General features: G+C 69.8%; 9 protein-coding genes and 1 riboswitch. Of the genes, 4 read left to right on the top strand and 5 right to left on the bottom strand.

Features of this window, described 5'->3' with window-relative positions:
• Positions 1 to 17: 17 nt before the first annotated feature.
• Both cydB and ACFQ79_RS00835 read right to left on the bottom strand, forming a co-directional pair.
• Complete coding sequence (gene cydB, locus ACFQ79_RS00840; protein ID WP_383578478.1) at positions 18 to 1,019, bottom strand: cytochrome d ubiquinol oxidase subunit II; 1,002 nt, start codon at positions 1,017 to 1,019, stop codon at positions 18 to 20.
• 18 nt (positions 1,020 to 1,037) lie between these two features.
• Complete coding sequence (locus ACFQ79_RS00835; protein ID WP_383578476.1) at positions 1,038 to 2,546, bottom strand: cytochrome ubiquinol oxidase subunit I; 1,509 nt, start codon at positions 2,544 to 2,546, stop codon at positions 1,038 to 1,040.
• Between the two features lie 204 nt (positions 2,547 to 2,750).
• Here ACFQ79_RS00835 and ACFQ79_RS00830 point away from each other — a divergent pair, with 204 nt between their 5' ends.
• On the top strand, positions 2,751 to 3,131 hold the full coding sequence (locus ACFQ79_RS00830) for a cyclophilin-like fold protein (protein WP_383578474.1): 381 nt from the start codon (positions 2,751 to 2,753) through the stop codon (positions 3,129 to 3,131).
• A gap of 117 nt (positions 3,132 to 3,248) precedes the next feature.
• On the opposite strand, the gene hisC is transcribed toward ACFQ79_RS00830, so the two are convergent.
• Positions 3,249 to 4,352, bottom strand: a complete 1,104-nt coding sequence (hisC, locus tag ACFQ79_RS00825) for a histidinol-phosphate transaminase (protein WP_356549651.1) — start codon at positions 4,350 to 4,352, stop codon at positions 3,249 to 3,251.
• Positions 4,353 to 4,966: 614 nt separating this feature from the next.
• Between hisC and ACFQ79_RS00820 the strand changes: the two genes are divergently transcribed.
• The 3 genes from ACFQ79_RS00820 (at position 4,967) to ACFQ79_RS00810 (ending at position 8,720) form a co-directional block, all read left to right on the top strand.
• Positions 4,967 to 6,073 (top strand): LacI family DNA-binding transcriptional regulator, encoded by a 1,107-nt coding sequence (locus ACFQ79_RS00820; RefSeq protein WP_041130217.1) that lies wholly within the window; start codon positions 4,967 to 4,969, stop codon positions 6,071 to 6,073.
• A gap of 273 nt (positions 6,074 to 6,346) precedes the next feature.
• A complete protein-coding gene (locus ACFQ79_RS00815; protein ID WP_383578472.1) occupies positions 6,347 to 7,900 on the top strand; it encodes a metallophosphoesterase in 1,554 nt (517 codons plus the stop codon).
• 160 nt (positions 7,901 to 8,060) lie between these two features.
• Positions 8,061 to 8,720: a hypothetical protein gene (locus ACFQ79_RS00810; RefSeq protein ID WP_383578470.1), complete on the top strand. Its 660-nt coding sequence runs from the start codon at positions 8,061 to 8,063 to the stop codon at positions 8,718 to 8,720.
• A 111-nt stretch (positions 8,721 to 8,831) separates the two neighbouring features.
• Here ACFQ79_RS00810 and ACFQ79_RS00805 read toward each other — a convergent pair whose 3' ends face one another.
• Both ACFQ79_RS00805 and thiC read right to left on the bottom strand, forming a co-directional pair.
• Positions 8,832 to 9,323: a hypothetical protein gene (locus ACFQ79_RS00805; RefSeq protein WP_383578468.1), complete on the bottom strand. Its 492-nt coding sequence runs from the start codon at positions 9,321 to 9,323 to the stop codon at positions 8,832 to 8,834.
• Between the two features lie 150 nt (positions 9,324 to 9,473).
• Entirely contained in the window at positions 9,474 to 11,273 is a 1,800-nt protein-coding gene (thiC, locus tag ACFQ79_RS00800; RefSeq protein WP_383578465.1) for a phosphomethylpyrimidine synthase ThiC, read from the bottom strand.
• Positions 11,267 to 11,414: riboswitch (TPP riboswitch) on the bottom strand. It overlaps the preceding gene by 7 nt.
• Positions 11,415 to 11,422: the final 8 nt, after the last annotated feature.

Genomic DNA, 11,422 nt, shown 5'->3' with positions numbered 1-11,422 from the left:
TCCCTGGAGAGGGCCGGCTAGTGGGTCCCGGCGATGTGCTGCGTACCGATCCGCTTGCGGAACACCCAGTAGGTCCAGCTCTGGTAGAGCAGCACCAGCGGGGTCGCGATCGCCGCGCACCACGTCATGATCTTGAGCGTGTAGGGGCTCGACGACGCGTTCGTCACGGTAAGGCTCCACTCCGGGTTGAGCGAAGACGGCATGACGTCCGGGAAGAGCGCGAGGAAGAGCATGGCCACGGCCGCCGTGATGGTGACGCCCGAGAGCGCGAACGACCAGCCCTCGCGGCCCACCTTGATCGCGGCGATCGCCCCGACCAGGGACACCACGGCGATCAGCATCGCCACGAGGCTCCAGCTGTCCCCGGTGTCGAGCTGGGTCCAGATCAGGAAGCCGAGCGCGGCCACCGCCGTGACGAGCCCCAGCTTGAGCGCGAGCGCCCGTGCCCGGACCCGGATGTCCCCGACCGTCTTGAGCGAGACGAAGACCGCGCCGTGGAAGGTGAAGAGCGTCAGCGTGACCAGGCCGCCGAGGAGCGCGTACGGGTTGAGCAGATCCCAGAAGCTCCCGACGAACTCCATGTCCGCGTCGATCTTCACGCCCCGGACGATGTTGCCGAAGGCCACGCCCCAGAGGAACGCGGGGATCAGCGAGGTCCAGAAGATGGCCTGCTCCCAGTTGCGCTGCCAGTCCTCCTCGGGCCGCTTCGCCCGGTACTCGAAGGCGACACCCCGGATGATCAGGCAGACCAGGATGATCAGCAGGGGCAGGTAGAAGCCGGAGAACAGCGTCGCGTACCACTCGGGGAACGCGGCGAAGGTCGCGCCGCCGGCCGTGAGCAGCCACACCTCGTTGCCGTCCCAGACGGGTCCGATGGTGTTGATGAGGACGCGCTTCTCGGGCCGGTCACGGGCGAGCAGCTTGGTGAGGATCCCGACCCCGAAGTCGAAGCCCTCGAGGAAGAAGTAGCCGATCCAGAGGACGGCGATGAGTACGAACCAGACGTCGTGGAGTTCCATGCCTCGATCTCCTGAGCCTCAGTACGAGAAGGCCATGGGGCGGTCGGGGTCACGAGAGTCCCCGCCGATCTTGGTGGGCGGGTTGAGGTCGTCCTCGGTGAGCTCCGGAGGGCCGGCCTTGATGTACTTCACGAGGAGCTTGACCTCGATCACGGCGAGCACGGCGTAGAGCGCGGTGAAGACGATCATCGAGGTGAGCACCTCGCCCGTGGTGGTGCCGGGGGAGACCGCGTCCCGGGTGCGCAGCACGCCGTAGACGACCCAGGGCTGACGGCCCATCTCGGTGAAGATCCAGCCCCAGGAGTTGGCGATCAGCGGGAACGCCATGGTCCAGAGGGCGACGATCCAGTACCACTTGCCCAGGCGGGGGCTGAGCGCCTTCCGCTTGAACAGGACCAGGTTCGGCACTTCGTCCTCACCGGTCCGCAGCCCCGGTGCCAGCATGAACTTCTTGCGGGTCAGCCAGAGGCCCAGCATGCCGATGGCCAGCGAGGCCATGCCGAAGCCGATCATCCAGCGGAAGCCCCAGTACGCGACGGGGATGTTGGGCCGGTAGTCGCCGGGGCCGAACTTCTCCTGCTCGGCCTTGTTGATGTCGTTGATGCCCGGGACGTACGAGGTGAAGTCGTCGTTCGCCAGGAACGACAGCAGGCCCGGGATCTCTATGGCTACCTTGTTGTGGCCCTTGTCGACATCGCCGTACGCGAAGATCGAGAACGGTGCGGGTGCCTCACCGTCCCAGAGCGCCTCGGCGGCGGCCATCTTCATGGGCTGCTGCTTGAACATGACCTTGCCGAGCAGGTCACCGCTGATGGCGGTGCCGAGGCCGGCGATGATCAGGGTGATCAGGCCGAGCCGCAGCGAGGTCCGCATCACCGGGATGTGCTTCTTGCGTGCCAGGTGGAAGGCGGAGATGCCGACCATGAACGCGCCACCGACCAGGAAGGCCGCCGTCATGGTGTGGAAGAACTGGGTGAGGGCGGTGTTCTGGGTGAGCACCTGCCAGAAGTCGGTGAGCTCGGCCCGGCCGCGCTCCTCGTTGATCCGGTAGCCCACCGGGTGCTGCATCCAGGAGTTCGCCGCGAGGATGAAGTACGCGGAGAGGATCGTGCCGATCGACACCATCCAGATGCAGGCGAGGTGGATCCGCTTGGGGAGCTTGTCCCAGCCGAAGATCCACAGACCGATGAAGGTCGACTCGAAGAAGAAGGCGATGAGCGCCTCGAAGGCGAGCGGCGCACCGAAGATGTCACCGACGAAGCGCGAGTAGTCGGACCAGTTCATGCCGAACTGGAACTCCTGCACGATGCCGGTGACGACACCCATGGCGATGTTGATCAGGAAGAGCTTGCCCCAGAACTTCGTCGCCCTGAGGTACTTCTCGTTCTCCGTGCGGACCCATGCGGTCTGGAGACCTGCGGTGAGGGCGGCGAGGGAGATCGTCAGGGGGACGAAGAGGAAGTGGTAGACGGTGGTGATGCCGAACTGCCAGCGCGCCAGGGTCTCTGGCGCCAGAGCGAGGTCCACGTCGTTTTCTCCTTACATCGCCGTGGTCACATCGGCAGTTTGCCCGGATAATCCCATCGAATACGGGAGGAACCAGGACACGCTTGTGAACGCGTTCACATTCACAAGCATTATTGCTCATACGAAATCCGTACCGTCAGCCGGGGTCCCCCTGTCGAAGGCCGCCCCTTCCCAGGACCTTCAACATATTGTTGAATCCGGTGCATGACCCTTCGGATACGCATCGTCTGGCCGGCCGGACACACCACGGCCACCCTTGAGGAAACCCCCACGAGCGCAGCGCTCGTGGGGGCTCTCCCGATCTCCTCCACCGCCCGGACCTGGGGCGAGGAGGTCTACTTCGACACACCGGTCTCCGCCCCCGTCGAGGACGGGGCGCGGCAGGTCGTCGACGCCGGCACGGTGGCCTTCTGGACCGAGGGCGACGCGCTCGCCCTCCCCTACGGCCCCACCCCGATCTCACGGGGCGAGGAGTGCAGGCTCGCGAGCCCCTGCAACGTCCTGGGCGCGCTCGACGGCGACCCCCGGATCCTGGCCACCGTCCGGGACGGCGACCCGATCCGGGTGGAACGCGTCGACGGCTGACCGGCCTCGGTGCCGGCCGTCGGCCATGGCCGATCGGCGACCGTGGCAGCCGGCCTCAGGTCAGGTCGACGTCACCGGCCGGGTCGACGTCACCGGCCGGTCCGCGTCGGCGTGTGCTCAGCCCTCCTTGCGGAAGCCCTCCGCCGCCTTCAGGAACAGGTCGTTCGCCTCGGTCTCGCCGATCGTGACGCGCACGCCCTCGCCGGCGAACGGCCGCACCATCACCCCGTGCCGCTCGCACTCCGCCGCGAAGTCCAGGGTCCGCTCGCCGAGCCGGAGCCAGACGAAGTTCGCCTGGGTGTCCGCCACGGTCCAGCCCTGGGCCACGAGACCGGCGTGGACCCGCTCGCGCTCGGCCACCAAGGAGCCGACCCGCCCGAGCAGTTCGTCCTCGGCCCGCAGCGAGGCCACGGCCGCGTCCTGCGCCAGCTGGCTCACGCCGAACGGCACGGCCGTCTTGCGCAGCGCCGCCGCCACCGGCTCGTGGGCGACCGCGAAGCCGACCCGCAGCCCCGCAAGGCCGTACGCCTTGGAGAAGGTCCGCAGCACGGCGACGTTCGGCCGGTCGCGGTAGAGCTCGATGCCGTCCGGGATGTCGGTGTCGCGGACGAACTCGCGGTACGCCTCGTCGATCACGACCAGGACGTCGGAGGGCACCCGGTCGAGGAAGCGCTCCAGCTCGGCCCGGCGCACCGCGGTGCCCGTGGGGTTGTTGGGGTTGCAGACGAAGATCAGCCGAGTCCTGTCGGTGATCGCCGCGGCCATCGCGTCGAGGTCGTGCACCTCGCCCTCGGTCAGCGGCACCTGCACCGAGGTGGCCCCGCTGATCTGCGTGATGATCGGGTACGCCTCGAAGGAGCGCCATGCGTAGATGACCTCGTCGCCGGGGCCGGAGGTGGCCTGGAGGAGCGACTGCGCGACGCCGACCGAGCCGGTGCCGGTGGCCAGGTGCGAGACGGGCACGCCGAAACGGTCCGCCAGTTCCTCGGTCAGACCCGTGCAGGCCATGTCCGGGTAGCGGTTGAAGTTCGCGGCGGCGGCCAGCGTGCTCTCCATGACCCCCGGCAGCGGCGGATACGGGTTCTCGTTGGAGGACAGCTTGAAGGCCACGGGCCCACCCGAGGCCGCCGGCCTGCCCGGCTTGTAGGTGGGGACGCCGTCCAGCTCGGCGCGCAGCTTCGGGCCCGTGCTCGTCCCGCTGGTCCCGCTGGTCTCGCTCACTCTGTGGCCTCCTCGACCGTCCGTACCGCCAATACTCCTCACTTTAAGAGGATTCCCCTCCGCTGCGAATGGGCTGTGGACAACAGGAGGGACACGCTGTGGACACGACCTCCGGAAACGCCACCCGCGCGACCCCGTAGCGACCCCCCGGCACGGCGTCCGAGCAACCCCGTAGCGACCCCCGGCGCGGCGTCCGGGCAACCCCGGTGCGATCTCCGGCGCGCCACCCGCGCGACCCGGCGGCCGCCCCCGGCACGCCACCCGGCGCGCCACCCTGAACGGGCCCCCGGAGCCGCCCCGGGAGCCGCCTCGCGCGCCGTCACCGGAGCCGTCCCCGCCGGGGCCGCGAACCGGGGGAGCGCGCGTCCGGGTGGCGCGCGCCGGTGGCGGGCGCCGTGGCGCGCATCCCCCGTAGAGGTGAGTTGAGACCTCTTCGAGACCTCGCCCCCACGCCAGGCCTACACCGTTCGGCAACCACTGGTCCCATGGTGAAGACCCTAACTACCTTGGATTCCTTGCCGATTGACGCCTTTCAGCCATGCAGAAACGTGCCTGTCAATGCCTGCATATGCGACCGGCCCAACCGCCCCTCATCGCCCTACTATCGGCTCGCCATGACAGCAGCAGGGAAGCACCAGGTGAGCCGGGCACAGACCCGGGGAAGCCGGCAGGGCCGGGCAGGCATCCGGGACGTGGCCGCCGCCGCCGGGGTCTCCATCACGACTGTCTCCGACGCGCTCAACGGCAAGGGCCGACTCCCCGACGCCACCCGCCGTCACGTGCGCGAGGTCGCCGACCGGCTGGGCTACCGCCCGTCCGCGGCGGCCCGCACGCTCCGCACCGGGAAGTCGGGACTCATCGGCCTGACCGTGACCACGTACGGGGATGAACCTTTCACCTTCACCGAATTCGCGTACTTCGCGGAGATGGCCAGAGCAGCCACATCGGCGGCGCTCGCGCGGGGCTACGCCCTGGTCATCCTCCCCGCCACATCCCGCCATGACGTCTGGTCGAACGTCGCCCTCGACGGCACCGTCGTCATCGACCCCTCCGACCACGACCCGGTCGTCACCGAACTGGTCCGGCAGGGCCTCCCCGTCGTCTCCGACGGACGCCCCGCCGGCACCCTTCCGGTCACGGCCTGGGTCGACAACGACCACGAAGCCGCCGTTCTCGATCTGCTCGACCACCTCGCCGATGCCGGCGCCCGCCGCATCGGTCTCCTCACCGGAACCACCACCGACACCTACACCCGTCTGTCCACCACCGCGTACCTCAACTGGTGCGAGCGGGTGGGCCAGGACCCCGTCTACGAGGCCTATCCGGCGCACGACCCGTGCGCGGGCGCTGTCGCGGCCGACCGGCTGCTCGCCCGACCGGACCGGCCCGACGCCGTGTACGGCCTCTTCGACCCCAACGGAACCGACCTCCTCGCGGCCGCGCGCCGCTACGGGCTGCGCGTCCCGGACGACCTGCTGCTGGTCTGCTGCAGCGAGTCGACCGTCTACGCCACCACCGAACCGCCCATCACGACGCTCTCGCTCAAACCGCGCCGGATCGGCACGGCCGTCGTCCAGCTCCTCATCGACGCCATCGAAGGGATCGACACCGACGGCCCGGTCGAGCAGGTGATACCGACGGAACTCATCGTCCGCACCTCCTCGCAGCGCCGTTCACCGCGCACCACCGTCAGCCCGCCGCGCTCACCCGCGAAGGACTGACATCCCGCCAACCGGCGCCACCGAATCCGCCGTCCCCGCCCCTGCCCGTGGGCCGGGACGGCGAAACCGGCCACCCAACCGGCCTCAACCCTGGACTGGACCTTCTCAATTCGGGCGAAACAACCGGTGAACCCGGAGTGGACCCGGATTCACCACCCCTGGTGCGTCACACAGGAGGACCCTCATTCCTATGATGGGCGCACGACATCGTGGACCACCCCGACCAGGCCGGTCCGCGATGTGCAGGGCATCGCGACCGTGGTGGAGGGGTCCATGACTCAGGGGGCCGGGCAGGAGCCCGTGGTGCGCACGGCGACATTGCGCGACTTCCGCGTACCGCCGTACGCCCGCGTGCCCGTACAGGGCCATGCCACCGATCCGACGACCACGGAACCTCTGCCGGTGCCACCACCGGCCGAACCCGCTCCCCCGGAGCACACCCCCGTGGCCGCACCCACCGCGTCCGCCACACCGGTCGCGTCCGCCGCACCCACCGCGGCCGCCGCACCCGTCGCGCCCCCGGCCGTCGTTGGCACGGCCGCACCCGCGGCCTCGGTGTCCGCGGCCTCGGTGCCCGCGGCTTCAGTGTCAGCGGCCTCGGTGTCCGCGGCCTCCGTACCCCCGGCCGCCCCCGCCGTACCCCCGCACCCGCCCGTCGCGCCCGTGCCCGTGCCGATGGCCGGTCCGTCCGCGCCCGCGCCCGCCGAGCCGACCCTGCACCTGGGACGCCGCACCGCTCCCGCGTACGCCCCCGCCCCGGCCCCGGCCCCTGTCTCGGCCCCGGCCCCGGTCTTGGCCTCGGTCTCGGCCTCCGCCCCGAGCGGCTCCTCCATCGTCTCCGTCGCCACCGGCCACCCCGGGAACGCCTTCCCCGAGGGCGGCATGCCCGAGGGCTACACCCCGACCGAGCGCGACCTCCCGGTCATCAACCGCGGGGACACCGTCCAGGTCCCGATCGCCGCCGAGCCCGTCCAGGCCGCCGAGCCCGCCGCCGCGAACGGCGAGGGCCCGGGTCCGCTCTACGTCGTCGGCGACGTCCACGGCTATCTCGACGAGCTCGTCGAGGCCCTCCGCGCCCAGGGACTCATCGACGAGAACGGCAGCTGGGCCGCCGGCAACGCCCGCCTCTGGTTCCTCGGCGACTTCACCGACCGCGGCCCCGACGGCATCGGCGTCATCGACCTCGTCATGCGCCTCTCCGCCGAGGCCGCCGCCGCCGGCGGCTACTGCAAGGCCCTCATGGGCAACCACGAGCTGCTGCTCATCGGCGCCAAGCGCTTCGGCGACACCCCGGTGAACTCCGGCGCGGGCACCGCCACCTTCCAGGCCGCCTGGCTGCTCAACGGCGGCCAGAAGCACGACATGGACCGGCTCCAGGACGTCCATCTGCAGTGGATGTCCCGGCTCGACGCCGTGGTCTGGGAGGACGACCACCTCCTCCTGCACTCCGACACCACCGCGTACCTCGACTACGGCCGGACCATCGAGGACGTCAACGACACGGTCCACGAGATCCTCAACCGGAACGACGCCGACGAGGTCTGGGACGTCTTCCGCAAGTTCACCAAGCGCTTCGCGTTCCGCGACGAGGGCGGCCCGCAGGCCGTCCAGGAGCTGCTCTCCACCTACGGCGGCTCCCGGATCGTGCACGGCCACAGCCCCATCCCGTACCTCCTCGGCCAGGTCGGCACGGAGGACGGCGAGGGCAACTCGGGGCCGCTCGTCGACGGACCGCACGTGTACGCGGACGGTCTTGCGATCGCCATGGACGGCGGAGTGACCATGGCCGGAAAGCTACTGGTCGTCCAACTCCCCCTGAACGGCTGACGCATAACCCTCCGCATCCGGGGAAGTCGAATTCCGGAAACACCCTGTCAGCGCGTGGCACCACGGCCATACCATCGGGTCCATCCGTAGCAGGCTCTCCTCCGTTTCTGCCCAACCGACCGTTTCCCACGGCTGATCCGGGCCTACGGAGCATCGGGGGATGCACATGAACGTGGCTCCGCACCTGCTGACCGAGGACCGTGCCGAGTACGAGCGGGTCCTCGACGACGCACTGAGCACCGCCCACGCACGTCCGGATCTCGCCGGAGCGGGAACCCGGCTCACCCTGTCCCAACTGCGCTCTCTGACCCTGAACGCGACAACCCTGGTCACCAGCGCCGCGGCGAGCGAGTACGACCACTTCGTGAAGGTCCGCGAGCAGCACCGCGCGGCCCTCGGGACGAGGGCACCGGCGTCCCCGGACCGTCCCGGCCCCGGTCCCGGCGTCGTCGCGATCCTCACCGTCATGGTGCCCGTCCTCGCCGGCGCGGCCGCCGTCATCTTCCTGCTGGTCGGCGCGGTCCTGCACGCCGTCGCCCCCACCGTGGCGTTCGGGGCGACCCTGCTCACGGCCGGCCTGGTCTTCGGCACGGTGGCCGCCGCCGGCCTGCTCGGCGCGGCCGCCGGGCTCCTCGTGACGGCCCTGCGCAACAGCCCCGCCGAGGTGAGCGGGGGCGGTGCGGCGGCCGCCGCACCGGACGACGAACTGTCCCGCGCCCGCGAGGCCTGGCGGCGCGCCCTGCTCGAGCGGGGCATCCTGCCCTTCCTCCGCGACGTCCTCGCCGCGACCGCCCCGCCCACCGGCCCGCCCGGCACCTGACACACCGCCGGCCCGCGACTCCCCCGGGGTCGCGGGCCGTTCATCGAAGACAACTTCGGCCCGGAAGCAGCACATCAACCGCCCGATCAGCCGTTTCTCACTGCCGGGCCGTCAGCACCACGCCGAGCCGTCGTGGCTCGCAGTCACATCCAGGCCGTACTCCATGGCGTTCGCCCGAGGCTCCCCCTCGATGTCGTAGGAGCTGGGGAACCACACCGACAGATAGGCGGTGACAGTGCCGTACGGCTTGGAGAAGCACAGGCCGTCATCGCGCGTGTCACGGCCCGGCTGCCATCCGTCCTTCGCCGCCATGGCACGGTAGAAGGCGAGCAACTCCTCACGGGTACCCGTGTGCTCATAGTGCTGGCCGGCGTCGGCGAAGCCGTCGTCCTCGTCACAAGACGAGTAGCGCTTGCCCACCTTCCTCGCATCCGGCTGGCGGACATCGAGGATTGCGAACGTCGCCAGCTCGTCTGCCAACTCCTCGTCCCTGAAGGTGCAGCCATAGAGCCCCCCGGAGACGGCCCAGACACCAGTCACGCCACAACCCGCTAGGACGGTCAGACCCAGCAGCCCCGAAACGATCGCCTTCCGAACCTTCATGACGCGGAGCCTAGCGATCACCTCCAGACCCGCGGTGCCAGGCAGAGCGACCAGCGGGCCGGCGGGCGACAGGACCCGGACCAGTGACGACGTGCTGCTCTGGGAAGCCCCTCCCCTCCCAGAGCAGCACGCTCGTCGGTCTACTCGGTGTCAGTCCGCCAGCGGCAGGTAGACCCGGTTGCCCGAGGCCGCGAACTCCTTGGACTTCTCCAGCATCCCGGCCTCGATTTCCTCCGGGGTGGCGTCCGCGTCGCCACCGAACTGCTCTGTGATGCTTCTGCTGATCTTCATCGAGCAGAACTTCGGGCCGCACATCGAGCAGAAGTGCGCGGTCTTCGCGGGCTCCGCCGGCAGCGTCTCGTCGTGGAACTCGCGCGCGGTGTCCGGGTCGAGCGCCAGGTTGAACTGGTCCTCCCAGCGGAACTCGAACCGCGCGTCCGAGAGCGCGTCGTCCCATTCCTGCGCGCCCGGGTGGCCCTTGGCGAGGTCCGCCGCGTGGGCCGCGATCTTGTACGTGATGACACCGGTCTTCACGTCGTCGCGGTTGGGCAGGCCCAGGTGCTCCTTGGGCGTGACGTAGCAGAGCATGGCCGTGCCCCACCAGGCGATCATCGCGGCGCCGATGCCGGAGGTGATGTGGTCGTACGCGGGCGCGACGTCCGTGGTCAGCGGGCCGAGCGTGTAGAACGGCGCCTCCTCGCAGATCTCCTGCTGGAGGTCGATGTTCTCCTTGATCTTGTGCATCGGGACGTGCCCGGGGCCCTCGATCATCGTCTGCACGTTGTGCCGCTTGGCGATCGTGTTCAGCTCGCCGAGCGTGCGCAGCTCCGCGAACTGCGCCGCGTCGTTGGCGTCCGCGATCGAGCCGGGGCGCAGCCCGTCGCCGAGCGAGTACGTGACGTCGTACGTCGCGAGGATCTCGCAGAGCTCCTCGAAGTGCGTGTAGAGGAAGTTCTCCTTGTGGTGTGCGAGACACCAGGCGGCCATGATCGAGCCGCCGCGCGAGACGATGCCGGTCTTGCGGCGCGCGGTGAGGGGCACGTACGGCAGGAGTACGCCGGCGTGCACCGTCATGTAGTCCACGCCCTGCTCGGCCTGCTCGATGACCGTGTCCTTGTAGATCTCCCAGGTCAGGTCCTCGGCGCGGCCGTCGACCTTCTCCAGCGCCTGGTAGAGCGGCACGGTGCCGATGGGCACGGGGGAGTTGCGCAGGACCCACTCGCGGGTGGTGTGGATGTTGCGGCCAGTGGACAGGTCCATGACCGTGTCGGCGCCCCACTTGGTCGCCCAGGTCATCTTCTCCACCTCCTCCTCGATGGAGGAGGTGACGGCGGAGTTGCCGATGTTGGCGTTGACCTTCACCAGGAACCGCTTGCCGATGATCATCGGCTCGATCTCCGGGTGGTTGACGTTCGCCGGCAGCACCGCGCGCCCCGCGGCGATCTCCTCGCGTACGACCTCGGGGGAGACGTTCTCCCGGATCGCCACGTACTCCATCTCCGGGGTGATCTCCCCCCGGCGGGCGTACGCGAGCTGGGTCACGGCCTGGCCCTCGCGGCCGCGGCGCGGCACACGGGGCCGGCCGGGGAAGACCGCGTCGAGGTTCTTCAGTCCCCCGCCGCGCGGCGAGGTGTGCTTGATGCCGTCGTCCTCGGGGCGGGCCGGGCGGCCCGCGTACTCCTCGGTGTCGCCGCGCGCGATGATCCAGTTCTCGCGCAGCGGCGGAAGGCCCCGCCGTACGTCGGTGTCGACGGTGGGGTCGGTGTACGGGCCGGACGTGTCGTACAGCGTGACGTCCTTGCCGTTGGTGAGGTGCACCTGACGGACCGGCACCCTGAGGTCGGGGCGCGAGCCCTGGACGTACCCCTTGTGCCAGCCCGGCGTACGAGCGCCGTCGGCAGAGGTGTCGTCCTGCTCGGAGGCAGGCGTGCGTGCATCCTGAATGGTCATGAGACCGATCTCCCTACGCCGGCATTACCCGGTAACAGGTTCGGCGGTCGGCGCAGCCTCCTCCCGTACGTACATTCAGTACGCGCGTACGGTGATCAGCGCCCTCTCAGCCCGGTGCTCCGAGCTCCCGCGTGTGCAAAGGTGTCACC

Origin of the sequence: Streptomyces sp. NPDC056480 (assembly GCF_042795405.1) — a bacterium.
Classification (GTDB): domain Bacteria; phylum Actinomycetota; class Actinomycetes; order Streptomycetales; family Streptomycetaceae; genus Streptomyces.
This window is presented reverse-complemented; position numbering and strand designations above follow the sequence as displayed.

Bases quoted from the DNA above. Each gene is read 5' to 3' on its own strand.
- cydB (WP_383578478.1), bottom strand. From the start codon at position 1,019: ATGGAACTCCACGACGTCTGGTTCGTACTCATCGCCGTCCTCTGGATC.
- ACFQ79_RS00830 (WP_383578474.1), top strand. From the start codon at position 2,751: ATGACCCTTCGGATACGCATCGTCTGGCCGGCCGGACACACCACGGCC.
- ACFQ79_RS00820 (WP_041130217.1), top strand. From the start codon at position 4,967: ATGACAGCAGCAGGGAAGCACCAGGTGAGCCGGGCACAGACCCGGGGA.
- ACFQ79_RS00815 (WP_383578472.1), top strand. From the start codon at position 6,347: ATGACTCAGGGGGCCGGGCAGGAGCCCGTGGTGCGCACGGCGACATTG.
- ACFQ79_RS00810 (WP_383578470.1), top strand. From the start codon at position 8,061: ATGCACATGAACGTGGCTCCGCACCTGCTGACCGAGGACCGTGCCGAG.
- ACFQ79_RS00805 (WP_383578468.1), bottom strand. From the start codon at position 9,323: ATGAAGGTTCGGAAGGCGATCGTTTCGGGGCTGCTGGGTCTGACCGTC.
- thiC (WP_383578465.1), bottom strand. From the start codon at position 11,273: ATGACCATTCAGGATGCACGCACGCCTGCCTCCGAGCAGGACGACACC.